Origin of the sequence: Mesorhizobium sp. M0898, assembly GCF_040319695.1 — a bacterium.
In the GTDB taxonomy this organism is placed as follows: Bacteria; Pseudomonadota; Alphaproteobacteria; order Rhizobiales; family Rhizobiaceae; genus Mesorhizobium.
In genome coordinates, this window is record NZ_JAMYOE010000153.1 from 1 (window position 1) to 657 (window position 657).

Annotated in this window: 1 protein-coding gene; it reads right to left on the minus strand. The window is 70.6% G+C overall.

All coding sequences use genetic code 11. The features are described 5' to 3' along the window. On the minus strand, window positions 1–657 hold a 657-nt coding region (locus NKH90_RS34670; protein WP_352823833.1), incomplete at both ends, for a phosphopantetheine-binding protein.

The following is a 657-nucleotide window of genomic DNA, read 5'->3' on the forward strand; positions in this document are numbered from 1 at the left end:
CCGCTGCTGCGCAAACGACAGCACAAGCGGCTCATTGCGCGACACCGTCGCAATCGCCGGCAGGTCTTGCGGACCGGAGCGGCTCAACACCTCGACGATGCTTTCGGCCAGATCGGCAAGCACCGGTCTGGCGAACAGCCTCGTCAGCGGCAGTTCGACCCCAACAGCCCGCGACAGCCGGCTCGAGAGCTGCACGGCCAGCAGCGAGTGGCCACCCAGCTCGAAGAAGTGGTCGTGGCGTCCGACCCGCTCGACACCGAGAAGCTCCGCCCAGATCTCGGCCAGCGCCGTCTCGATCGCGGCGCGGGGCGCCTCATAGGCCGCCCGCGCATAGGCGTCGTCGGCCGGCGCCGGCAGCGCCTTGCGGTCGAGCTTGCCGTTCGGCGTCAGCGGTAGCGCCGCCAGCCGCACGAATGCCGTTGGCACCATGTAGTCCGGCAGCCGCCCGCTCACATGTGCGCGCAAGGCGCCGGCAAGCGCGCCGCCATCGTCCTGCTCCGCTCCCGCCTCGGGCCCACACACGACATAAGCGACAAGGTGCTTGTCGCCGGCGCGGTCCTGGCGCGCCACCACCACCGCCTCACGCACCCAGGCATGCTCGCAAAGCCGCGCCGCGATCTCGCCCGGCTCGATGCGGAAGCCGCGGATCTTCACCTG